Source organism: Pseudomonas sp. GQ91 (assembly GCF_059758795.1).
This window is the reverse complement of record NZ_JCAXED010000002.1, coordinates 175,910-197,222: the sequence shown is the minus strand read 5'-3', so window position 1 is coordinate 197,222 and position 21,313 is coordinate 175,910. Positions and strand designations below refer to the sequence as shown.

The window sequence follows — 21,313 nt, the reverse complement described above, 5'->3', positions numbered from 1 at the left end:
TTCCCTTTAGTCGATGACTTTCGGAACCAGGTACAGGCCGTTTTCGACCGCTGGCGCGATGGACTGGTAAGCCTCGCGATTATTGCGTTCGGTCACGACGTCTGCGCGCAGGCGCTGGCTGGCTTCCAGTGGGTGAGCCAAGGGCTCGATGCCGTCGGTATTCACGGCCTGCATTTGGTCGACCAGCCCGAGAATGCTGTTCAGGGCTGCGGTGGTCTGTGGAAGATCGGCATCATTCAGGCCAAGCGAGGCCAGATGAGCGATTTTTTCCACGTCGGAGCGTTCAAGCGCCATGGGATTCTCCAGTGGAAAACAGAACGGAGGCTGTCCGTGTGTTAGATTGTCGGAACACTACCGCATTTCTACGGTCATATGGCCGCGATTGTGGGGTTAGGTGCACAGAAAGTCGGCCAATTTAACATATTGGCGCCTTGCCCAAAATCCCTGTCGTTGTTAGAGTTTGCCGCACTTTTTTACCCACGCGTTGCCTAGGGTCCTTTCCCCATGTTCAAGAAACTGCGTGGCATGTTTTCCAGCGATCTTTCCATTGACCTGGGCACTGCCAACACCCTTATTTACGTGCGCGAGCGCGGTATCGTCCTGAATGAGCCATCGGTTGTGGCTATTCGGACCCATGGTAATCAGAAAAGTGTCGTTGCCGTGGGCACCGAGGCCAAGCGGATGCTCGGTCGTACACCTGGCAATATTGCTGCCATTCGTCCGATGAAAGACGGCGTGATTGCCGACTTCAGCGTCTGCGAAAAGATGCTGCAGTACTTCATCAACAAAGTTCACGAAAACAGTTTTCTGCAGCCCAGCCCTCGGGTGCTGATCTGCGTTCCGTGCAAGTCCACCCAGGTGGAGCGGCGTGCCATCCGTGAATCGGCGCTGGGCGCCGGTGCCCGTGAAGTGTTCCTGATCGAAGAGCCAATGGCCGCCGCTATCGGTGCCGGCCTGCCGGTTGAAGAGGCTCGCGGCTCGATGGTGGTGGATATCGGTGGTGGTACTACCGAGATCGCGCTGATTTCCCTGAATGGCGTGGTGTACGCCGAGTCCGTGCGTGTGGGCGGCGACCGTTTCGACGAAGCGATCATCACCTATGTGCGTCGTAACTACGGCAGCCTGATCGGTGAATCCACCGCCGAGCGCATCAAGCAGGAAATCGGCACCGCCTACCCGGGTGGCGAAGTTCGCGAAGTCGATGTTCGCGGTCGTAACCTGGCCGAAGGCGTGCCACGTGCCTTCACCCTGAACTCCAATGAAGTGCTGGAAGCTCTGCAAGAGTCCCTGGCCACCATCGTTCAGGCAGTGAAGAGCGCCCTTGAGCAATCGCCGCCGGAACTGGCTTCCGATATCGCCGAGCGTGGCCTGGTACTGACCGGTGGTGGCGCCTTGCTGCGTGACCTCGACAAGTTGCTGGCCCAGGAAACCGGTCTGCCGGTGATCGTCGCCGAAGATCCGCTGACCTGTGTGGCCCGTGGCGGTGGTCGTGCACTGGAAATGATGGATAAACACACCATGGATCTGCTCTCCAGCGAATAAGATTCCCTGGTTTGACCCATGCTTCGCGCGCAGGCAGCACTTTGCAGTGCTGCCTGTTGGCGTTTATCTTCTTCAATCTGCATCCAGGCCGGTTTGATGCCGTATGAATAACATGAACAATTGCCTGGGAGGAGCGGCCTATTAAACCGCTTTTCACCAAGGGTCCTTCGCTGGGCGTGCGCCTGTTGGTGCTGGTCGTGCTATCGGTCGCGCTGATGGTGGTCGACGCCCGCTTCACGCTGCTCAAGCCAGTGCGTAGTCAGATGTCGCTGGTGCTGATGGAGTCCTACTGGATCACCGATCTGCCGCAGCGGCTATGGCAAGGCGTGGCCAGCCAGTTTGGCAGCCGTACCGAGTTGGTTGCCGAGAACGAAAAGCTCAAGACTGAAAACCTGCTGTTGCAGGGACGCATGCAAAAGCTGGCGGCCCTGACCGAGCAGAACGTACGGCTGCGCGAGCTGCTCAATTCGTCGGCACTGGTCAACGAGAAGGTCGAGGTGGCCGAGCTGATCGGCATGGACCCCAACCCCTTTACCCATCGCATCATCATCAACAAGGGTGAGCGCGACGGCGTGGTCCTCGGCCAGCCGGTGCTCGATGCCCGTGGCCTGATGGGCCAGGTGGTGGAGCTGATGCCTTACACCTCCCGCGTCCTGTTGCTCACCGATACCACCCACAGCATTCCGGTACAGGTCAATCGCAACGGTCTGCGCGCGATTGCCAGCGGCACCGGTAATCCTGAGCGCCTGGAGTTGCGTCACGTGGCCGACACCGCCGACATCAAGGTAGGCGACCTGCTGGTCAGTTCCGGCCTTGGCCAGCGCTTCCCGGCGGGTTATCCGGTGGCAACGGTCAGGGAAGTGGTCCACGATTCCGGCCAGCCGTTTGCGATTGTGCGCGCCGTACCCACCGCCGCGTTGAATCGCAGCCGTTATCTGCTGCTGGTGTTCAGCGACAGCCGCACTCCCGAGGAACGCGCCAATGAAGCGGCGGTGGCCCAGGAAGCGGAAGATCGCCAGAACGGGATTGTGCCTGCAGTCCCGGCCAGCGCCGCTGATTCGGCTGTACCGACGGCGCCTGCTGCTGTGCCTGTGACACCCGCCGCGCCCGCGGCTCCGGGCACCGCTCCGGCCGGGCCTGAAGTGCGCAGCGCCCGCCCGGCCAGCTCCGCAACGGCTACGCCCGCAGCCGCGCCAGCCGCCACCCGATCTGCCGCGCCTGCACCGGCAACCACTCGGCAGAGGGAGGAATAATGGCCGGTACTCATTCGCGCAATGGCTGGATCGTCTGGCTGACCTTCCTCATCGGCCTGCTGCTCAGTGTCTCGCCGCTGCCGCAATTCATGGAAATCCTGCGTCCGCTGTGGCTCGCCTTGCTGTTGGCGTTCTGGTCCCTGGCGTTGCCTCACAAGGTCGGCATGGTTACCGCCATGTGTCTCGGGCTGGCGGAGGACGTGCTGTATGGCACGCTGCTGGGGCAGAATGCGTTGATCCTGACCCTGATTACTTTTCTGGTGCTGTCGTTGCAGCAACGTTTGCGCATGTTCCCGATGTGGCAACAGTCGCTGGTGATCCTGGTCATCTTCGGTCTGGCCCAACTGGTGCAACTGTGGCTAAGCGCGTTGACCGGCAACCGCCAACCGACGCTGGCGCTGGTCTTGCCCGCCTTGGTCAGTGCGCTGCTGTGGCCCTGGATCAGCTTTGGCCTGCGTGGTCTGTGCCGTCGCTATAAAATAAACTGAGTGGATTGCGAGGCTCTGCCTGGTTATCGAACCCCACAGGGAGAGTCTGCAATGAGTTCGCTTTATCTGGCTTCTGGCTCACCTCGGCGGCGTGAGCTGCTGACGCAGATCGGTGTCCCTTTTAGCGTGGTCAGCGCCCCGATCGATGAGGCACCGTTGATAGGCGAATCGCCTGCTTCCTATGTCGAACGCCTCGCTTGCGGCAAGGCGAAGGCGGGCCTGGCAACGCTTGCCGAGATTTCCGGAGCTTGTGTGCTGGGCGCTGATACCGCGGTCATCCTCGACGGACAGATCCTCGGCAAACCTCTGGATCAAGCTGACGCCCAAGCCATGTTGCTGGCCCTTTCTGATCGTGAACATGAAGTCCTGACGGCGATTGCCGTGCTGAATGACCAGCGATGCGTGACGCGCCTGGTCAGCAGTCGCGTGCGCTTTCGCTCGATTTCGGCGCAGGAAGCCACCACGTATTGGCACAGCGGGGAGCCTCAGGACAAGGCCGGAAGCTATGCTATCCAGGGCTTGGCGGCGGTGTTCGTCGCTGGGCTCAACGGTAGTTACTCTGCGGTGGTCGGTCTGCCGATTTGCGAAACAGCAGAACTGCTGGCCGATTTCGGCATACCCTGTTGGCAACACCTTTCCATGCGCTAAACGCCGTATTTCAGCGCCACACCCAAGCGATCGGCCACTATTGTGAAAACGCCTGAACGAGACCCAGCCATGAGTGAAGAGATTCTGATCAATATCACGCCGATGGAATCGCGCGTGGCGGTGGTAGAAAACGGCGTTTTGCAGGAAGTGCATGTCGAGCGTACCCAGAAGCGCGGGATCGTCGGCAATATTTATAAAGGCAAGGTCGTGCGGGTGCTGCCGGGGATGCAGGCCGCGTTTGTCGATATCGGCCTGGACCGCGCGGCGTTTATCCATGCCTCCGAAATATCCCTGCGTGAAGGCTCGGCGGTCGAGAGCATCAGCGCCCTGGTCCACGAAGGGCAGAGCCTGGTGGTGCAAGTCACCAAGGACCCGATCGGTTCCAAAGGCGCACGGCTGACCACGCAACTCTCGATTCCCTCGCGCTACCTGGTGTACATGCCGCGCACCGCCCATGTCGGCATTTCATTGAAAATCGAAGATGAAGCCGAGCGTGAGCGCCTGAAAAAGGTGGTCAGCGACTGCGTGGCGGCGGAAGGCATCAAAGAAGCCGGTGGTTTTATCCTGCGCACGGCCGCCGAAGGCGCCGGCGCCGATGAAATCCTGATGGACATTCGCTACCTGCGTCGTCTTTGGGACCAGATCGGCGCCCAGATCAAGACCGTCGGCGCGCCGAGCGTCATTTATGAAGACCTCGGCCTGGCCCTGCGTACCCTGCGGGATCTGGTCAGCCCCAAGATCGAGAAAATTCGCATCGACTCGCGGGAAACCTTTCAGCGCACGACGCAATTTGTTGCCGAGCTGATGCCGGAAATTGCCGACCGCCTCGAACATTATCCAGGCGAGCGGCCGATCTTTGACCTGTATGGCGTCGAGGATGAGATCCAGAAAGCCCTGGAACGCAAGGTGCCGCTCAAGTCCGGTGGCTACCTGGTGGTGGACCCGGCGGAAGCCATGAGCACGATCGATGTGAATACCGGCGCTTTCGTCGGTCATCGCAACCTTGAAGAAACCATCTTCAAGACCAATCTCGAGGCCGCCACGGCCATCGCCCGCCAACTGCGCCTGCGCAATCTGGGTGGGATCATCATCATCGACTTCATCGACATGGAAGATGAAGATCACCAGCGGCAGGTACTGCGCACGCTCGAGAAACAACTGGAGCGTGATCACGCCAAGACCAACATCATTGGCATCACCGAGTTGGGCCTGGTGCAGATGACCCGCAAGCGCACGCGCGAAAGCCTGGAGCAAGTGCTGTGTGAACCCTGCAGCAGTTGCCAGGGGCGCGGCAAGTTGAAAACCCCGGAAACGGTGTGCTACGAGATTTTCCGGGAAATCTTGCGCGAGGCGCGCGCCTATCAGGCCGAGGGCTATAGAGTTTTGGCTAACCAGAAGGTGGTTGATCGATTGCTCGATGAGGAGTCGGGCAACGTCGCGGAGCTGGAAGGTTTTATTGGACGAACCATTCGTTTTCAGGTCGAAACCATGTATTCCCAGGAACAATACGACGTGGTGCTGCTCTGATTCGCATCCGTCCTTTTCAACGAGACCGGCAGACCTTGATCTGCCGTCCGCCTATTACCTTGAGGGTCGCCTGACATGGAGCGTCTGATACGCTTTTTTGCCGCACTGACCCGTTGGGGCCTTGGCCTCTGTGCGCTGCTGCTGGTATTGGCGGCGGTCTATGTCAGCCTGGGCCGTGAGCTGACACCACTGGTGGCTGAATACCGCGCGGAAATCGAGAGCAAGGCGCAGGCCGCGGTCGGTATGCCGGTGAACATCGGCAGCCTGGAAGGGCGCTGGAGCGGTTTTACCCCGCTGTTGTTGGCCCATGACGTGATGATCGGCGAGGGCAGCAGCGCGCTGCGGCTGGACCAGGTGCAAGTGGTGCCGGACCTGTGGGCCAGCCTGCTGGCGCGGGATGTGCGTATCGCGCATCTGCAGGTCAGCGGCCTGCAGGTCAGCGTCAAGGAAGACCAGGACGGCCATTGGGCCTTGCAAGGCCTGCCAATCCAGGACGAGCAGCCTCTGGACCCCGAGCAATTGCTGCAGCGGATGCAGCAGGTTGCGCAGGTTTCGGTGCTCGACAGCCAAGTGACCTTGCTGCCGTTCGAACAGCCTTCATTGACCCTGACCTATGTGGGCCTGAGCCTGAAAACCGGTGCTGCGCGACAGCGCCTCGATGCGCGCATGACCTTACCCGACGGTCAGCCTGTGGCCCTCAATGTACGCAGCCGGATTCGCGCCAGCCAATGGAAAGACGCTGAAATCCAGGCTTACCTGAGTATGCCCCAGAGTAATTGGGCGCAATGGATTCCGGCGAAACTGACCCGACAGTGGAAACTCACGGAACTGAAAGCCGGCGGCGAGTTCTGGCTGACCTGGGGGCAAGGCACCGTCCAAAGCGCCGCTGTGCGCCTCAACGCGGCGCAACTGAAAGGCCGTTATGCCCAGCGCAAACCCGCACATATTGAGAATCTGGCCCTGACCGCTTACCTGCAGCGCAGCGAAGGTGGGCTCAAGGTGCTATTCGATTCGCTGGCCATGAACCTGGGCGAAACCCGTTGGGAGACGCGCCTACAGTTGCAGCAAACCCTGGCCACGGATACGGCGCAGGAAACCTGGCGCTTGCAGGCTGATCGCCTGGACCTGACCCCGATTACCCCGTTGCTCAACGCTCTGGCACCCTTGCCGGACGCTGCGGCGACGGCGGTCGAACACCTCAAGGCCAGCGGCATGCTGCGCAACGTGGTGGTCGATTACCGTCCTCAGGACACCAGCGATCAGCGGGTCAGCTTTGCCGCCAACCTCGAGCGGGTGGGGTTTGATGCTTATTTCGGCGCGCCCGCCGCCCGCAACGTCAGCGGCAGCATCAGTGGCGATCTGGGTCAGGGCGAGTTGCGCATGGACAGCAAGGATTTTTCCTTGCATCTGTTTCCGATTTTCGCCAAGCCGTGGCAATACATCCAGGCCAACGCCCGCTTGACCTGGAAACTCGACAAGCAAGGTTTCACGCTGATTGCGCCGTACATCAAGGTGCTGGGGGAGGAGGGCAAGATTGCCGCTGACTTCCTGATTCGCCTGCATTTCGATCATAGCCAGGAAGACTATATGGACCTGCGGGTCGGCATGGTCGATGGCGACGGACGTTTCACCTCCAAATACCTGCCGGCGGTGTTGAGCCCGGCGCTGGATGAGTGGCTGCGCACTGCGATTCTGAAAGGTGCGGTCGACGAAGGTTTCTTCCAGTATCAGGGCTCACTGAACCATGACGCAGTGACGGCCGCGCGCAATATCAGTCTGTTCTTCAACGTGCACGATGCCGAGTTGGCGTTCCAGCCAGGCTGGCCGCATGTCCGCAAGGTCGACGGCGAAGTGTTCGTCGAAGAGAGCGGCGTGCGCATTCTGGCCAGCAAAGGCCAATTGCTCGACACCCGGGTCAAGGATATCTACGTCAATATTCCTCACGCGCCCGCCGGCCAAGACAGCCATTTATTGCTTACCGGTGGGTTTTCCGGTGGGCTGGGAGATGGCCTGAAAATCCTGCAGGAAGCCCCGATAGGCACGGCTTCGACCTTTGCCGGTTGGAAAGGCGAGGGCAACCTGCAAGGCGCCCTCAATCTGGATGTGCCATTGGAAAAGGGCGCCGATCCGAAGATCGTGGTCGACTTCAAGACCGACAAGGCGCGGCTGCAACTGGCCGAGCCGACGCTGGACCTGAGCCAGCTCAAGGGTGAGTTCCGCTTCGACAGTGCCAAGGGCTTGAGCGGCAAGAACATCAGCGCCCAAGCGTTTGAGCGTCCGATTACGGCGCAGATTTTCGCCGATGGCAAACCCGGTCATATCAGCACCCGGGTCGCTGCCAAGGGCCAGGTGACGGTCAAGCGCCTCACCGATTGGCTGAAGGTCAGCCAGCCGCTGCCGGTCTCCGGCGATATTCCGTATCAGCTGCAACTCGACCTGGACGGCGCCGACAGCCAATTGATGGTCAGTTCCAGCCTCAAGGGGGTGGCGGTGGACTTGCCGGCGCCTTTCGGCGTGGCCGCCAATCAAGGCCGCGACAGCGTATTTCGCATGACCCTGCAAGGCGCAGAACGGCGTTACTGGTTCGATTATGGCGAACTGGCGAACTTTACCTTCGCGGCGCCTGCGGATAATTTTGCCCAGGGGCGTGGTGAGTTGTTCCTCGGTGATGGCGATGCCTTGCTGCCTGGCGGCAAGGGACTGCGCATCCGGGGTGTTTTGTCCGAGCTGGACATCGATCCCTGGAAGAAATTGGTGGATCGCTATGCCGGCAATGACCCGGGCGGTGACGCCAAGCAACTGCTCAGCGGCGCTGATTTCAAGGTCGGCAAGTTGACGGGATTTGGCACCGAGCTTGATCAGGTCACTCTGCAACTGGAGCGTAAACCCGCTGCCTGGGGCCTGCGAGTCGACAGTCGGCAAGCCAAGGGCACCGTCGGGCTGCCGGATGCCAAGGGCGCGCCGATTGCGGTCGATTTGCAGTACGTGAAGCTGCCGGCGGTCGATCCCACCGTACAGACCGACGAAAATGCGCCAGATCCGTTGGCGGACATTGATCCCAAGGGCATTCCGGCACTGGATATCGCGGTTGATCAGTTGTTCCAGGGACCTGACTTGATCGGAGCCTGGTCACTCAAGGTTCGACCCACCGCCAAAGGACTGGCGTTCAGTAATCTCGACTTGGGTCTCAAGGGCATGCAGCTTAAAGGCGCCGGGGGCTGGGAAGGTGCGCCGGGCGCCAGCAGCAGTTGGTACAAGGGGCGCCTGAACGGCAAGAACATCGCCGATGTGCTCAAGGGCTGGGGCTTTGCGCCTACCGTGACCAGTGAGAGTTTCCGTCTGGACGTCGACGGGCGCTGGCCGGGATCGCCTGCCTGGGTGGGGCCCAAGCGCTTCTCCGGGAGTCTGGATGCGAGTTTCCGCAAAGGTCAGTTCGTCGAAGTGGAGGGCGGCGCCCAGGCGTTGCGAGTGTTTGGCTTGCTGAACTTCAATTCGATCGGCCGGCGCTTGCGCCTGGACTTCTCCGACCTGTTGGGTAAAGGCTTGAGTTACGACCGGGTCAAAGGACTGCTGGCCGCGAGTGACGGTGTGTTTGTGACCCGTGAACCCATCACGCTGACTGGACCCTCGAGCAATCTCGAGCTTAACGGCACCCTGGATATGGTGGCTGATCGCGTCGATGCCAAATTGTTGGTGACGTTGCCGGTCACGAATAACTTGCCGATTGCGGCGCTGATCGTCGGCGCGCCCGCCATTGGCGGTGCGTTGTTCCTGATCGATAAGCTGATCGGTGATCGGGTTTCGCGTTTCGCCAGCGTTCAGTACAAGGTGGAAGGTCCATGGAAAGACCCGAAAATCACGTTCGACAAGCCATTTGAAAAACCACGCTGAGCGCCTGTGGAGTAGCATGGCCTCATGCCTTCTAGGGAGTGCCGATCCATGACCTTCGCAGTCATTCAGATGGTCAGCCAGAGCGATGTGCCGGCCAACCTGGCTCAGGCCTGGCGGCTGCTGGAACACGCGGCAGCCGCTGGCGCGCGACTGGCGGTGTTGCCGGAGAACTTTGCCGCGATGGGCCGTCGCGATGTGGCCGATATCGGGCGTGCCGAAGCCTTGGGCGAGGGTCCTGTCCTGCCGTGGTTGAAACAGACCGCTCGCGACCTCAACTTATGGATAGTGGCCGGCACGTTGCCGCTGCCACCATGGGATCAGCCGCACGCCAAGCCCAATGCCTGCTCGTTGTTGATCGACGCGCAAGGCCAGACGGTTGCCCGCTATGACAAGCTGCACTTGTTCGATGTCGACGTGGCGGATGCGCGAGGTCGCTACCGTGAATCCGACGACTATGCTTACGGCGCTCGCGTGGTGGTGGCGGACACGCCGGTAGGGCGCTTGGGCCTGACGGTCTGCTACGACCTGCGCTTCCCGGAGCTGTACGGCGAACTGCGTGCCGCGGGTGCTGAATTGATTAGCGCGCCGTCGGCGTTTACCGCGGTAACGGGAGCGGCGCATTGGGATGTGCTGATTCGGGCCCGCGCCATCGAGACTCAGTGTTACGTGCTGGCGGCCGCTCAAGGTGGCGTCCACCCAGGGCCACGGGAAACCTACGGGCATGGCGCGATCATCGACCCTTGGGGACGCGTGCTGGCGCAACAGGATCAGGGCGAAGCGGTGTTGTTGGCCGAACGCGATAGCAATGAACAGGCGTCGATACGGGCGCGCATGCCGGTGGCGGACCACCGGCGCTTTTTCTCGCAGGGCGCACAGCGGCCTGCTTCAGAACGATGAATTTAAGGCCAAACCTATGAGCGAGTTGTTGTCCTCAGTCAGTGAACACCTCCTGGCGCCCGGTGGCGTGACCATCGAAAACCTGCAAAGCGTGCTGGGTGACCTGGCCGGTCCCGGTATCGATGCGGCAGACCTGTATTTCCAGGGGCAGATTTCCGAGTCCTGGTCCCTGGAAGACGGGATCGTCAAGGAAGGCAGTTTCAACCTCGACCAAGGGGTGGGCGTGCGTGCGCAATCGGGCGAGAAGACCGGATTTGCCTACAGCAACGCTATCACCCTTGAAGCCCTGGGGCTGGCCGCCCGCGCCGCGCGTTCGATCTCCCGCGCCGGGCAGAACGGTACCGTGCAGGCATTCAGTACCCAGGATGTGACGCAGTTGTACGGCGCCGACAACCCGCTGGAGGTGATCAGCCGTGCGGAAAAGGTCGAGTTGCTCAAGCGTGTGGACGCCGCGACCCGCGCCCTTGACCCGCGTATTCAGCAGGTGAGCGTGAGCATGGCTGGCGTCTGGGAGCGCATCCTGGTGGCCTCGACCGATGGTGGCCTGTCGGCGGATGTGCGGCCGCTGGTGCGTTTCAATGTCAGCGTGATTGTCGAGCAGAACGGTCGGCGCGAGCGTGGCGGGCATGGCGGCGGCGGGCGCACGGATTATCGTTATTTCCTCGCCGACGACCGCGCCATGGGGTATGCCCGTGAGGCGCTGCGTCAGGCGTTGGTCAACCTGGAAGCGATTCCCGCGCCGGCGGGGACGTTGCCGGTGGTGTTGGGGTCCGGTTGGTCCGGCGTCCTGCTCCACGAAGCGGTAGGTCATGGCCTGGAGGGTGACTTCAACCGCAAAGGCAGTTCGGCCTACAGCGGTCGCATGGGTGAAAGCGTTGCGTCCAAGCTCTGCACCATCGTCGATGACGGCACCCTGGCCGGTCGTCGAGGCTCCTTGAGTGTGGACGATGAAGGCACGCCGACCGAATGCACCACCTTGATTGAAAACGGTGTACTCAAGGGTTACATGCAAGACAAACTCAACGCCCGCTTGATGGGCGTGGCGCGCACCGGCAATGGTCGTCGTGAGTCCTACGCGCATCTGCCGATGCCGCGCATGACCAACACCTACATGCTCGGTGGCGAAAGCGATCCGGCGGAAATCATTGCCTCGGTGAAGCGTGGCATCTACTGCGCCAACCTCGGCGGTGGCCAGGTGGACATCACCAGCGGCAAGTTCGTGTTCTCCACCAGCGAGGCGTATCTGATCGAAGACGGCAAGATCACGGCGCCGGTCAAGGGGGCAACGCTGATTGGCAATGGCCCGGAAGCCATGAGCAAGGTGTCGATGGTCGGTAACGACCTGTCGTTGGACAGTGGCGTGGGCACGTGCGGCAAGGATGGTCAGTCGGTGCCGGTGGGCGTCGGCCAGCCAACCCTGAAGATTGATGCGATCACCGTGGGTGGCACGGGGTCGTAGGGCAGGGAGCTTCGGGTGGCGAAGATCGCCACCCGGGGAAGAGCATCAGCGCAGGCCGCGTTGAGTCTCGTCCAGCTCACGGATGTACTTGAAGAGTTTACGGCTGGAGGCCGGCGCCTTGTTTTGCGCCAGTTCGTGCTGGGCCTGACGGATCATCGAGCGCAGTTGCTGGCGATCGGTATCCGGGTAGTCCATGACGAATTTCTCCAGTACCGCGTCATCACCCGAGATCAGGCGGTCACGCCAACGCTCCAGGTTATGGAAGCGTTCGTTGTACTGGCGAGTGGAGGCATCCAGTTGGTCGAGCAAGGTCAAAATGGCGTCAGTGTCCTGGTCGCGCATCAGCTTGCCGATAAATTGCAGGTGCCGTTTACGCGCGATATTCGCGGTGTGCTTGGGCGCATCGTCCAGCGCCCGGCGCAAGGCGTCGGTCAATGGCAGTTTTGCACGCAAGTCAGGCTTGAGTGTTGTAAGGCGCTCGCCGAGGTCAACCAGAGCATGCAGCTCTCGTTTGACCTGGGATTTGCTTTTCTCCCCATCGAGGGAGTCGTCGTAAGAATCAACCATGGTGGCAGTCCGCAAAGAAACGCCGCCATGATAACCAGTCGGGGGCCGCTTGTCCGGCCCGGTCGCTCGAAGGCCTTAACCGAAAGCAGAATTTGAGTGGAGAAAACCATGAGTGCAACCCAAAGCGTCGGTCCGCAAGCATTACCGGCACTGCAGGAACAAGTCGAGCAGATCCTGGCCGAGGCCAAGCGCCAGGGCGCCAGTGCCTGTGAAGTGGCGGTGTCCCTTGAGCAAGGGTTGTCGACGTCGGTCCGCCAGCGGGAAGTGGAAACCGTTGAGTTCAATCGTGACCAGGGGTTCGGTATCACCCTGTATGTGGGGCAACGCAAGGGGTCTGCCAGCACGTCGGCCAGCGGTCCGGAAGCGATTCGCGAAACCGTCGCGGCGGCCCTGGCGATTGCCAAGCACACCTCTGAAGACGCTGCATCCGGTTTGGCGGACGCTGCCTTGATGGCGCGCGACTTGAAGGATTTCGATCTGTTTCACGCCTGGGACATCACTCCGGAGCAGGCGATCGAGCAGGCGCTGACCTGTGAAGCGGCTGCGTTCGATGCCGATAGCCGGATCAAGAATGCCGACGGCACGACACTGAGTACCCATCAAGGCTGCCGCGTGTATGGCAACAGCCATGGGTTTATCGGTGGCTACGCGTCGACGCGCCATAGCTTGAGCTGCGTAATGATCGCCGAGGCCAATGGCCAGATGCAGCGTGATTACTGGTATGACGTCAGCCGCCAGGGTGAATTGCTGGCTGATCCTGTGAGTATTGGCCAGCGGGCGGCACAACGCGCAGCCAGTCGCCTGGGCGCGCGTCCGGTGCCGACGTGTGAGGTGCCGGTGCTGTTTTCGGCGGAATTGGCCGGCGGCTTGTTCGGCAGCTTCCTGGGGGCGATCTCCGGGGGCAATCTTTATCGCAAGTCGTCTTTCCTTGAAGGCGCGCTGGGTGAAAGGCTGTTTCCCGAGTGGCTGACCATTGATGAGCGCCCGCACTTGATGCGTGCCATGGGCAGTTCGGCATTTGACGGTGATGGCCTGGCGACCTACGCCAAGCCATTCGTCGAGAACGGTGAGTTGGTGTCCTACGTGCTGGGCACTTACGCCGGGCGCAAGCTTGGTTTACCGAGCACCGCCAACGCGGGTGGCGTGCACAACCTGTTCGTGACCCACGGCGAGGAAGACCAGGCAGCGCTGCTGCGACGCATGGGGCGCGGCTTGCTGGTGACCGAATTGATGGGGCACGGCCTGAATATGGTGACGGGCGATTATTCCCGTGGCGCGGCCGGCTTCTGGGTGGAAAACGGCGAAATCCAGTTCGCCGTCCAGGAAGTGACCATCGCCGGGAATATGCGCGACATGTTCAAGCAGATCATTGCGGTCGGCAACGACCTCGAGCTGCGCAGCAACATCCGCACCGGCTCAGTATTGATTGAGCGAATGACCGTCGCCGGCAGCTGAACCTCGACGCGATAGCTACAAGCGCGCCACCCAGTTGGGTGGCGCGCTTTTTTTGTTTGAAATTCCGCAGGACAGACAAGCGTGCAGAGTTCAGGCTTGTTTTGATTCTCAATATCATTTAATAATGAATATCATTACTGAATGAGCGCGGATCATGAGTTCTGTCCTGCACGAGGATCCCTACCTGGAAAGCTGGCGCTGGATGAGTCGCCAGATTCGCTGTGGGCTCGATCCTGACGAACCGCGCCTGATCGAACACTATTTGAACGAAGGTCGCTATTTGGCCTGCTGCACGGCGACCCATCCGTGGACCATCGCCGAGACTTCGTTCCGCTTGCTGCTCGATACCGCGACGGATGTGGCGTTGCCCTGGCATTGGCGCTCCCTGTGCCTGGATCAGGCCTGGCGCCCGCTGCGCGACCTGGAGGCGCTCTCTCGCTGTGCCTGCCGCCTCAAGCGCTGGCAGACCTTTGCCTGGCAGCTTGCGACGTGTGAGTTGCTGCCCACGATTTCCCACTCTGACCTGGTGCAAGGATCTTCTGATGATTAACCGTCTCGAACGCGACAGCATGGGCGAACTGCAAGTACCCGCTGACGCGCTGTATGGCGCTCAAACGCAACGCGCGGTGAACAACTTTCCCATCAGTCATCAACGTATGCCGGCGCAATTCATCCGTGCCCTGATCCTGGCAAAAACCGCGGCGGCCAAGGCCAACGTCGACCTCAAGCAGATTGGCGAAGCGCAGGGCAAAGCCATTGTCGATGCCGCCCAGGGGCTGCTGGAAGGTGATTTCGTGCAGCACTTCCCGGTGGATATCTTCCAGACCGGTTCCGGCACCAGTTCCAACATGAACGCCAATGAAGTGATTGCGACGTTGGCCAGCCGCCTGCTGGGCGAACCGATCAATCCCAACGATCATGTCAACTGTGGGCAGAGCAGCAACGACATCATTCCCACGACCATCCATGTCAGTGCGGCACTGGTGCTGCACGAGCAAACCCTGCCGGCTTTGTTGCACCTGGTGCGGGTCATCGAGCGCAAGGCGCAGGAGGTGCATCCGTTCATCAAGACCGGCCGTACTCACCTGATGGATGCCATGCCGGTACGCATGAGTCAGGTGCTCAACGGCTGGGCACAGCAGCTCAAGGCCAATATCGGTCATTTGCAGGACTTGCTGCCGAGTTTGCAAGCCCTGGCACAGGGCGGTACGGCGGTGGGCACCGGGATCAACGCGCACCCTGAGTTCGCCGCGCGGTTCAGCCAGCAGCTGAGCGATTTGACCCATGTGCAATTCACGCCGGGCAAGAACCTGTTTGCGTTGATTGGCTCGCAAGACACTGCCGTTGCCGTCTCCGGCCAGCTCAAGGCCACCGCGGTATCGTTGATGAAGATTGCCAACGACCTGCGCTGGATGAACTCGGGCCCGCTTGCCGGGCTTGGTGAAATTGAGCTGGAAGGCCTGCAGCCCGGTTCCTCGATCATGCCGGGCAAGGTCAATCCGGTGATTCCCGAAGCTACCGCCATGGTCGCGGCGCAGGTGATCGGCAATGACACGGTGATCACTGTTGCCGGGCAGTCGGGTAATTTTGAATTGAATGTGATGCTGCCGATCATTGCCCAGAACCTGCTGGGCAGTCTGGAGTTGCTGGCCAACGTCAGCCGTCTGCTGGCCGACAAGGCGATCGCCAGCTTCAAGGTCAACGAGCCCAAGCTCAAGGAAGCGCTGTCGCGTAACCCGATCCTGGTCACCGCGCTCAACCCGATCATCGGTTACCAAAAAGCCGCCGAAATCGCCAAGAAAGCCTACCAGCAAGGGCGCCCGGTAATTGATGTAGCGCTTGAGCACACCGATCTACCCCGCAGCCAGCTGGAAGTACTCCTGGATCCGGAAAAACTGACGGCCGGCGGCGTGTAATCACCGACCCTGCTTTGGAGGCTCACCATGGAGCACTGGAAACGCACGATCGAAAGGGCCAATCACTGCTTTATGCAAGGCGAACTGGTGGATGCCCGCGAGCATTACTTGCAGGCGTTGGCCTTGGCCCAAGTGTTATTCGAGCGTTGGAGCGATGCCGACGAAGCCGTCGCGGCTTGCGTCATTTCGCACCATAACCTGGCGGATCTGCACCTGCGGCTGAATCAGCCGGAAGAAAGTGCGGAATACCTCTGTGCCATTCATCAGCGTTTGCTGCACACCCTGCAGGACGTCCGATTGAAGCCGGCATTGCGCGAAGCGGCGTTGCGCCAGAGCAGCAAGACCTACGTCGAATTGTTGAACTTCATCAGTGAGCACGGCGAATACCCGCGCACCTATCGCTTGCTGGGCAATCACGCGGCGCAAACGACTGCGCCGACCCGCAGCAGCCCTACCTATGGAGCACATTGAGATGACTTACACCTTGCCCGCCTTGCCTTATGCCTACGATGCGCTGGAACCGCATATCGACGCGCAAACCATGGAGATTCACTACACTAAACACCACCAGACCTATATCAATAACCTCAACGCCGCCGTCGAGGGCACCGAGTTTGCCGGCTGGCCAGTGGAAAAACTGGTCTCCAGCGTCCAGCAGTTGCCGGAACGATTGCGGGCGGCGGTGATCAATCAAGGTGGTGGCCATGCCAATCACTCGCTGTTCTGGTCGGTGATGTCGCCCTCCGGCGGCGGTAAGCCGGACGGCGCGCTGGGTAAGGCCATCGACGAACAGTTGGCGGGCTATGAAGCGTTCAAGGAGGCCTTCACCAAGGCCGCGCTGACCCGTTTCGGCAGTGGCTGGGCCTGGTTGAGCGTCACCCCGCAAAAGACCTTGGTCGTTGAAAGCAGCGGCAACCAGGACAGCCCATTGATGAGCGGGAATACACCGATCCTCGGTCTGGACGTCTGGGAGCATGCTTATTACCTGCGCTATCAAAACCGTCGCCCCGAGTACATCAACGCGTTCTATAGCGTCATCAACTGGCCGGAAGTCGCCGAGCGCTATCAGGCGGCCCTTGCTTAAGCTCTCTTGGAACCAGACCTAAGGTCGACTATGGGCACTGAAATACTGGCCGACGGCCGCGTGCGAATGTTTCGAAATATGCTTGGAACTCTGCTGCTATTGGCAGGCACCGCACTGCTGGTGGCTCAAGGGCTGGCCTGGTTGGACCTGGAGCCGCGCATGCTGCGTGCCCTGCAGGGCGGCGCCCTGTGTGCCTTGGGCACCGCACTCGGCGCGGTGCCGGTATTGGTGATCCGCCGAATGCCGTTGGCGGTGAGTGATACGTTGCTCGGCTTCGGTGCTGGCGTGATGCTGGCGGCAACTGCGTTTTCACTGATCGTGCCGGGGATTGCCGCCGCCGAAAAACTGGGGCTGACGCCCTGGGCCTCCAGTGGCCTGATCAGCTTCGGCATCATGCTGGGAGCGTTCGGGTTGTTTCTGGTGGATCGCAAGGTGTCGGGAGCCAGTCCGGATACGCTGGTAGGCACCGCCGAAAACCCGGTGGTTCCACCGCGCATTTGGTTATTTGTGTTTGCGATCATCGCGCATAACATCCCTGAAGGCATGGCTGTGGGCGTGTCGGCAGGCGGCGGCATGCCTGATGCGGACAGTCTGGCCATGGGGATTGCGTTGCAGGACGTGCCCGAAGGCTTGGTGATCGCACTGGTGCTGGCAGGGGCGGGGATGTCGCGGTTCAAGGCGTTCCTGATCGGGGCGGCATCCGGGCTGGTAGAGCCGGTCTTTGCCATTCTCTGTGCCTGGCTGGTGAGCCTGGCGCAAATGTTATTGCCGTTGGGCCTTGCGCTGGCTGCCGGGGCGATGCTCTTGGTGGTCACGCATGAAGTCATCCCCGAATCACGGCGCAATGGCCATGACAAGCTCGCGAGCCTGGGGTTGTGCATCGGGTTTTGTCTGATGATGACAATGGATACGGCGTTGGGGTGAAGCCGATGCGGCCAGGGTGAGGTTACTCACCCTCGTCGAAGTAGTTATTGATCAACTCCACCAAGGCTGCCATTGCTTCTTCTTCCTGCTCGCCTTCCGTTTTCAGATGAATCCTGGTGCCTTTGCCCGCGGCGAGCATCATCATCGCCATGATGCTCTTGCCATCAACCATGGATTCGGGGGTTCGTCCTGCACGAATCTGGCAAGGAAACTGACCCGCGACTCCGACAAACTTAGCCGACGCCCGGGCATGCAAGCCCAGTTTGTTGATGATTTCAATTTCCAGAGCGGGCATCGCGGGTGTGTTCCTTTCAGCTAAGGTCGCGGTGGCGGACCTGGACATTCTTGAGAGTTTTTTGCAGAACCTGGCCCAGGCGTTCGGTCAGGTAGACGGAGCGGTGGTGCCCACCGGTGCAGCCAACGGCGATAGTGACATAGGCCCGATTGCTGGCGGCAAAGCGTGGCAACCATTTAAGCAGGTAACTGGAAATGTCCTGGAACATCTCTTCGACATCCGGCTGTGCGGCCAGGTACTCGGCCACCGGCTGGTCAAGGCCGGACTGCTCGCGCAGTTCCGGTTTCCAGTAGGGATTGGGCAAGCAGCGCACATCGAATACCAGGTCGGCGTCGACGGGCATGCCGCGCTTGAAGCCAAAGGACTCAACCAGAAAGGCGGTGCCCGATTCCGGCTGGTTCAGCAGGCGTAGTTTGATGGCATCACGCAGCTGATAAAGGTTCAGGCTGGTGGTGTTGATCTTGAGGTCGGCCAAGTCAATGATTGGCCCCAGCAGGTTGGTTTCGTCTTCGATGGCTTCGGCCAGCGAGCGATTTGCACTGCTCAAGGGGTGACGACGACGGGTTTCCGAGAAGCGCTTGAGCAGGGTTTCTTCATCCGCGTCCAGGTACAGCACATCGCAATGAATGTGCTTGCCGCGCACCTCTTCAAGCAGTTCCGGGAAGCGTGACAAGTGACTCGGCAGGTTGCGGGCGTCGATCGACACGGCGACCAGCGGTTGCGCCAGTTCGGTGTGGATCAGCGCACGCTCGGCGAGCTCGGGCAGCAAGCCGGCGGGCAGGTTGTCGATGCAGTAAAAACCGTTGTCCTCGAGGACGTTGAGAGCGGTGCTTTTACCCGAGCCGGAACGCCCGCTGACGATGATCAAACGCATGATTACTGCCCGTTTTGTTCATCCAGGACAACCTGATACAGCGCCTGATTGGTCTCGGCACTGCGCAATTTGTCGCGTACATCCTTGCGGTCGAGCATGCTGGCGATCTGCCGGAGCAGTTCCAGGTGCGCATCGGTGGCGGCTTCCGGGACCAGCAATACGAACAGCAGGTCTACCGGGGCACCATCAATCGCGTCGAATTCGATCGGAGCGTCCAGGTGCAGCAGGGCGCTGACTGGCAGCTCGCAGCTTTTCAGTCGGCAGTGAGGGATGGCGATGCCGTTGCCAAAACCGGTGGAGCCAAGTTTTTCACGGGCGATCAGGGCCTCGTAAACATCTTGCATCTCCAGCTCAGGCACTTCGCGACTGATCAGGTTGGCAATTTGTTCGAGGGCTTTCTTTTTACTGCCGCCCGGCGCGTTCACGAGGGAACGGCCGGGGGTCAGGATGGTTTCAAGTCGGATCATGGGGGGAGAGTTAACGACCTGTACCTTGCATCAGGTGCAGATTCTTTTCCTTATGCTTTATGAGTTGGCGGTCCAGCTTGTCGTACAGCGAGTCAATTGCCGCGTACATGTCTTCATGTTCCGCGTTGGCGACGAGTTTGGCGTTCGGTACGTGCAAGGTGGCCTCGATTTTCTGCTTGAGCTTATCGACCTCCATGATGACCTGCACGTTGGTGATCTTGTCAAAATGCCCCGCAAGCTTGTTCAGCTTGCTCTCGGTGTACTCACGCAGGGGCTTGGTGACTTCCAGCTGGTGTCCACTGATGTTGACTTGCATACAGCTTCTCCTTCGTTGCCAGTGCATAAAGCGGCAGGCAAATGCCTGCCACTGGAACGCTGTGGCCCGCCCGTCACATCAACCGCTTGCGCTCGCTGGAAGGCGCAATCCCAAGGGATTCGCGGTATTTGGCAACGGTTCGGCGGGCGACCTGAATGCCTTGTGCCTCCAGTAAACCAGCGATCTTGCTGTCACTCAACGGCTTTTTCTGATTTTCCGCGGCAACCAGTTTTTTGATGATTGCGCGGATCGCCGTGGACGAGCATTCGCCGCCTTCGGAGGTGCTGACGTGGCTGGAAAAAAAGTATTTCAACTCATAAATACCCCGGGGGGTATGCATGAATTTCTGGGTGGTCACGCGGGAAATGGTCGATTCGTGCATGCCTACCGCTTCGGCAATGTCATGCAGCACCAGCGGTTTCATCGCTTCGTCGCCGTACTCCAGGAAGCCGCGCTGGTGCTCGACGATCTGCGTGGCGACTTTCATCAGCGTCTCGTTGCGGCTTTGCAGGCTCTTGATGAACCAGCGGGCCTCTTGCAACTGGTTGCGCATGAAGGTGTTGTCGGCGCTGGTATCCGCCCGGCGAACGAAACCGGCGTATTGCGGATTGACCCGCAGGCGCGGCACTGACTCCTGGTTAAGCTCCACCAGCCAGCGTTCGTTGTGCTTGCGCACGATCACGTCGGGCACCACGTATTCCGCCTCGCTGGACTCGATTTGCGAGCCAGGGCGCGGGTTGAGGCTTTGCACCAGTTCGATGATCTGGCGCAGGTCATCTTCCTTGAGCTTCATGCGGCGCATCAGTTGGCTGTAGTCGCGGCCGCCCAGCAAGTCGATGTAATCAGTGACCAGGCGCTGTGCTTCGGTGAGCCATGGCGTCTTGGCGGGCAGTTGGCGCAGTTGCAGCAACAGGCATTCGCTGAGGTTGCGGGCGCCGATGCCCGCCGGTTCAAATTGCTGGATGCGGTGCAGGACGGCTTCGATTTCGTCCAGCTCGATGTCCAGTTCCGGGTCGAAAGCGTCGAGAATTTCCTCGAGGGTCTCGTCAAGGTAGCCCTGGTTATTGATGCAATCGATCAGGGTCACGGCGATCAGGCGATCGGTGTCGGACATCGGTGCCAGGTTCAGTTGCCACAGCAAGTGGCTCTGCAGGCTCTCGCCGACGGAGGTGCGGGTGGTGAAGTCCCATTCGTCATCGTCGTTGCTGGGCAGGCTGCTGGCGCTGGTCTGGTAGACGTCTTCCCAGGCAGTGTCCACGGGCAGGTCATTGGGAATGCGCTCGTTCCATTCGCCTTCCTCAAGGTTATCCACCGTCGGGGCGGTTTCCTGATAGGACGGTTCCTGCACGTCGGCGTTGGGTTTTTGCTCGATGTTGTCGGCCAACGGATCTGCGTTATCGAAGTCGTCGCCTTCTTCCTGGCGTTCGAGCATCGGGTTGGACTCCAGGGCCTCCTGGATTTCCTGTTGCAGGTCCAGGGTCGACAATTGGAGCAGGCGGATGGCCTGTTGCAGCTGCGGTGTCATCGTCAGCTGCTGGCCCATTCTCAGGACTAGCGATGGTTTCATGGCAGGGGCTTAACACCTTATTCGCCGGCGCAGTGCGCCATCCACGACAGGGCGCGTGAGCGCCAAACATAAGCAAATTATATGCCTGATGTCGGTTGCTTTGCCTAGAGCGCGGTAACAATAAAAATAATAAGGTTTTTATT

Annotated in this window: 21 protein-coding genes; 14 read left to right on the top strand and 7 right to left on the bottom strand. The window is 60.3% G+C overall.

The genetic code is table 11. The annotated features are described in order from the left end of the window. Positions 1–6: 6 nt before the first annotated feature. Positions 7–294: an Asp-tRNA(Asn)/Glu-tRNA(Gln) amidotransferase subunit GatC gene (gene gatC, locus AC6CIA_RS03070; protein WP_003188556.1), complete on the bottom strand. Its 288-nt coding sequence runs from the start codon at positions 292–294 to the stop codon at positions 7–9. Between the two features lie 210 nt (positions 295–504). Between gatC and mreB the strand changes: the two genes are divergently transcribed. The 8 genes from mreB to tldD all read left to right on the top strand — a co-directional run bounded on the left by mreB (position 505) and on the right by tldD (position 11,705). Continuing rightward, the gene (mreB, locus tag AC6CIA_RS03065; protein ID WP_002555108.1) at positions 505–1,542 is read left to right on the top strand and encodes a rod shape-determining protein MreB; all 1,038 of its coding nucleotides are present in this window, start codon (positions 505–507) and stop codon (positions 1,540–1,542) included. 140 nt (positions 1,543–1,682) lie between these two features. After that, on the top strand, positions 1,683–2,795 hold the full coding sequence (gene mreC, locus AC6CIA_RS03060) for a rod shape-determining protein MreC (RefSeq protein WP_498310840.1): 1,113 nt from the start codon (positions 1,683–1,685) through the stop codon (positions 2,793–2,795). Then, entirely contained in the window at positions 2,795–3,283 is a 489-nt protein-coding gene (gene mreD / locus AC6CIA_RS03055; protein ID WP_498310566.1) for a rod shape-determining protein MreD, read from the top strand. Before mreC ends, mreD begins: the two co-directional genes overlap by 1 nt. A gap of 51 nt (positions 3,284–3,334) precedes the next feature. Further along, entirely contained in the window at positions 3,335–3,931 is a 597-nt protein-coding gene (locus AC6CIA_RS03050; RefSeq protein WP_498310565.1) for a Maf family protein, read from the top strand. A 69-nt stretch (positions 3,932–4,000) separates the two neighbouring features. Further along, positions 4,001–5,458, top strand: a complete 1,458-nt coding sequence (gene rng, locus AC6CIA_RS03045; RefSeq protein WP_339528926.1) for a ribonuclease G — start codon at positions 4,001–4,003, stop codon at positions 5,456–5,458. A 75-nt stretch (positions 5,459–5,533) separates the two neighbouring features. Further along, the gene (locus AC6CIA_RS03040; protein ID WP_498310563.1) at positions 5,534–9,349 is read left to right on the top strand and encodes a YhdP family protein; all 3,816 of its coding nucleotides are present in this window, start codon (positions 5,534–5,536) and stop codon (positions 9,347–9,349) included. A 48-nt stretch (positions 9,350–9,397) separates the two neighbouring features. After that, positions 9,398–10,246 carry a carbon-nitrogen hydrolase family protein gene (locus AC6CIA_RS03035; RefSeq protein WP_498310562.1) on the top strand — a complete coding sequence of 283 codons (849 nt, stop codon included), beginning with the start codon at positions 9,398–9,400 and terminating at the stop codon, positions 10,244–10,246. A 16-nt stretch (positions 10,247–10,262) separates the two neighbouring features. Beyond that, positions 10,263–11,705: a metalloprotease TldD gene (gene tldD / locus AC6CIA_RS03030; protein ID WP_498310560.1), complete on the top strand. Its 1,443-nt coding sequence runs from the start codon at positions 10,263–10,265 to the stop codon at positions 11,703–11,705. 45 nt (positions 11,706–11,750) lie between these two features. On the opposite strand, the gene yjgA is transcribed toward tldD, so the two are convergent. Continuing rightward, positions 11,751–12,272 carry a ribosome biogenesis factor YjgA gene (gene yjgA / locus AC6CIA_RS03025; protein ID WP_339528922.1) on the bottom strand — a complete coding sequence of 174 codons (522 nt, stop codon included), beginning with the start codon at positions 12,270–12,272 and terminating at the stop codon, positions 11,751–11,753. Between the two features lie 108 nt (positions 12,273–12,380). Between yjgA and pmbA the strand changes: the two genes are divergently transcribed. The 6 genes from pmbA to AC6CIA_RS02995 all read left to right on the top strand — a co-directional run bounded on the left by pmbA (position 12,381) and on the right by AC6CIA_RS02995 (position 17,651). Further along, positions 12,381–13,727 carry a metalloprotease PmbA gene (gene pmbA / locus AC6CIA_RS03020; protein ID WP_498310559.1) on the top strand — a complete coding sequence of 449 codons (1,347 nt, stop codon included), beginning with the start codon at positions 12,381–12,383 and terminating at the stop codon, positions 13,725–13,727. Positions 13,728–13,881: 154 nt separating this feature from the next. After that, on the top strand, positions 13,882–14,277 hold the full coding sequence (locus AC6CIA_RS03015) for a FagA protein (protein WP_339528920.1): 396 nt from the start codon (positions 13,882–13,884) through the stop codon (positions 14,275–14,277). Beyond that, positions 14,267–15,643, top strand: a complete 1,377-nt coding sequence (locus tag AC6CIA_RS03010) for a class II fumarate hydratase (RefSeq protein WP_498310839.1) — start codon at positions 14,267–14,269, stop codon at positions 15,641–15,643. Before AC6CIA_RS03015 ends, AC6CIA_RS03010 begins: the two co-directional genes overlap by 11 nt. A 27-nt stretch (positions 15,644–15,670) precedes the next feature. Further along, positions 15,671–16,114: a DUF2753 family protein gene (locus AC6CIA_RS03005; protein WP_498310558.1), complete on the top strand. Its 444-nt coding sequence runs from the start codon at positions 15,671–15,673 to the stop codon at positions 16,112–16,114. A 1-nt stretch (position 16,115) separates the two neighbouring features. Then, positions 16,116–16,727, top strand: a complete 612-nt coding sequence (locus AC6CIA_RS03000) for a superoxide dismutase (protein WP_498310557.1) — start codon at positions 16,116–16,118, stop codon at positions 16,725–16,727. A gap of 30 nt (positions 16,728–16,757) precedes the next feature. Beyond that, positions 16,758–17,651, top strand: coding sequence for a ZIP family metal transporter (locus AC6CIA_RS02995; protein ID WP_498310555.1), 894 nt, complete (start codon positions 16,758–16,760; stop codon positions 17,649–17,651). A gap of 22 nt (positions 17,652–17,673) precedes the next feature. Here AC6CIA_RS02995 and AC6CIA_RS02990 read toward each other — a convergent pair whose 3' ends face one another. The 5 genes from AC6CIA_RS02990 to AC6CIA_RS02970 all read right to left on the bottom strand — a co-directional run bounded on the left by AC6CIA_RS02990 (position 17,674) and on the right by AC6CIA_RS02970 (position 21,170). Next, entirely contained in the window at positions 17,674–17,946 is a 273-nt protein-coding gene (locus tag AC6CIA_RS02990) for an HPr family phosphocarrier protein (RefSeq protein ID WP_339528916.1), read from the bottom strand. Positions 17,947–17,962: 16 nt separating this feature from the next. After that, positions 17,963–18,820 carry an RNase adapter RapZ gene (gene rapZ / locus AC6CIA_RS02985; RefSeq protein ID WP_498310554.1) on the bottom strand — a complete coding sequence of 286 codons (858 nt, stop codon included), beginning with the start codon at positions 18,818–18,820 and terminating at the stop codon, positions 17,963–17,965. Positions 18,821–18,822: 2 nt separating this feature from the next. After that, complete coding sequence (gene ptsN / locus AC6CIA_RS02980; RefSeq protein ID WP_498310553.1) at positions 18,823–19,287, bottom strand: PTS IIA-like nitrogen regulatory protein PtsN; 465 nt, start codon at positions 19,285–19,287, stop codon at positions 18,823–18,825. Between the two features lie 10 nt (positions 19,288–19,297). Further along, positions 19,298–19,603: a ribosome hibernation-promoting factor, HPF/YfiA family gene (hpf, locus tag AC6CIA_RS02975; protein WP_003171804.1), complete on the bottom strand. Its 306-nt coding sequence runs from the start codon at positions 19,601–19,603 to the stop codon at positions 19,298–19,300. Between the two features lie 73 nt (positions 19,604–19,676). Continuing rightward, entirely contained in the window at positions 19,677–21,170 is a 1,494-nt protein-coding gene (locus tag AC6CIA_RS02970) for an RNA polymerase factor sigma-54 (RefSeq protein ID WP_339528913.1), read from the bottom strand. Positions 21,171–21,313 lie beyond the last annotated feature (143 nt).

Excerpts from the sequence above, each read along its gene's own strand:
- gatC (WP_003188556.1), bottom strand. The coding sequence starts at position 294 with ATGGCGCTTGAACGCTCCGACGTGGAAAAAATCGCTCATCTGGCCTCG.
- mreB (WP_002555108.1), top strand. The coding sequence starts at position 505 with ATGTTCAAGAAACTGCGTGGCATGTTTTCCAGCGATCTTTCCATTGAC.
- mreD (WP_498310566.1), top strand. The coding sequence starts at position 2,795 with ATGGCCGGTACTCATTCGCGCAATGGCTGGATCGTCTGGCTGACCTTC.
- AC6CIA_RS03050 (WP_498310565.1), top strand. The coding sequence starts at position 3,335 with ATGAGTTCGCTTTATCTGGCTTCTGGCTCACCTCGGCGGCGTGAGCTG.
- rng (WP_339528926.1), top strand. The coding sequence starts at position 4,001 with ATGAGTGAAGAGATTCTGATCAATATCACGCCGATGGAATCGCGCGTG.
- AC6CIA_RS03040 (WP_498310563.1), top strand. The coding sequence starts at position 5,534 with ATGGAGCGTCTGATACGCTTTTTTGCCGCACTGACCCGTTGGGGCCTT.
- AC6CIA_RS03035 (WP_498310562.1), top strand. The coding sequence starts at position 9,398 with ATGACCTTCGCAGTCATTCAGATGGTCAGCCAGAGCGATGTGCCGGCC.
- tldD (WP_498310560.1), top strand. The coding sequence starts at position 10,263 with ATGAGCGAGTTGTTGTCCTCAGTCAGTGAACACCTCCTGGCGCCCGGT.
- yjgA (WP_339528922.1), bottom strand. The coding sequence starts at position 12,272 with ATGGTTGATTCTTACGACGACTCCCTCGATGGGGAGAAAAGCAAATCC.
- pmbA (WP_498310559.1), top strand. The coding sequence starts at position 12,381 with ATGAGTGCAACCCAAAGCGTCGGTCCGCAAGCATTACCGGCACTGCAG.
- AC6CIA_RS03015 (WP_339528920.1), top strand. The coding sequence starts at position 13,882 with ATGAGTTCTGTCCTGCACGAGGATCCCTACCTGGAAAGCTGGCGCTGG.
- AC6CIA_RS03005 (WP_498310558.1), top strand. The coding sequence starts at position 15,671 with ATGGAGCACTGGAAACGCACGATCGAAAGGGCCAATCACTGCTTTATG.
- AC6CIA_RS03000 (WP_498310557.1), top strand. The coding sequence starts at position 16,116 with ATGACTTACACCTTGCCCGCCTTGCCTTATGCCTACGATGCGCTGGAA.
- AC6CIA_RS02995 (WP_498310555.1), top strand. The coding sequence starts at position 16,758 with ATGGGCACTGAAATACTGGCCGACGGCCGCGTGCGAATGTTTCGAAAT.
- AC6CIA_RS02990 (WP_339528916.1), bottom strand. The coding sequence starts at position 17,946 with ATGCCCGCTCTGGAAATTGAAATCATCAACAAACTGGGCTTGCATGCC.
- rapZ (WP_498310554.1), bottom strand. The coding sequence starts at position 18,820 with ATGCGTTTGATCATCGTCAGCGGGCGTTCCGGCTCGGGTAAAAGCACC.
- ptsN (WP_498310553.1), bottom strand. The coding sequence starts at position 19,287 with ATGATCCGACTTGAAACCATCCTGACCCCCGGCCGTTCCCTCGTGAAC.
- hpf (WP_003171804.1), bottom strand. The coding sequence starts at position 19,603 with ATGCAAGTCAACATCAGTGGACACCAGCTGGAAGTCACCAAGCCCCTG.
- AC6CIA_RS02970 (WP_339528913.1), bottom strand. The coding sequence starts at position 21,170 with ATGAAACCATCGCTAGTCCTGAGAATGGGCCAGCAGCTGACGATGACA.